The organism is Achromobacter sp. GbtcB20 (genome assembly GCF_019091095.1).
Classification (GTDB): domain Bacteria; phylum Pseudomonadota; class Gammaproteobacteria; order Burkholderiales; family Burkholderiaceae_B; genus Achromobacter; species Achromobacter mucicolens.
The window spans coordinates 1-241 of record NZ_JAGXJZ010000837.1; the positions used below are offsets into that span (position 1 = coordinate 1).

General features: G+C 64.7%; 1 protein-coding gene. It reads left to right on the forward strand.

Features of this window, described 5'->3' with window-relative positions:
• On the forward strand, window positions 1–241 hold a 241-nt coding region (locus KVT32_RS31320; protein ID WP_305864362.1), incomplete at both ends, for an rRNA adenine N-6-methyltransferase family protein.

Here is a 241-nt window from a genome sequence, read left to right on the forward strand (position 1 = left end):
CGGTTCGATCCCGGAGCCGGAAGGGCAGAAGCTGCGCGTGGTCGGCAACCCGCCGTACAACATCTCCAGCCCGCTCTTGTTCCACCTGGCCGAGTTTGCCCACCTGGTCGAGGACCAGCACTTCATGCTGCAGAAGGAAGTGGTCGAGCGCATGGTGGCAGAGCCCGGCACCAAGGCCTACAGCCGCCTGACGGTGAGGCTGCAAGGGCGCTACGAGATGGCAATGCTGTACGTGGTGCCG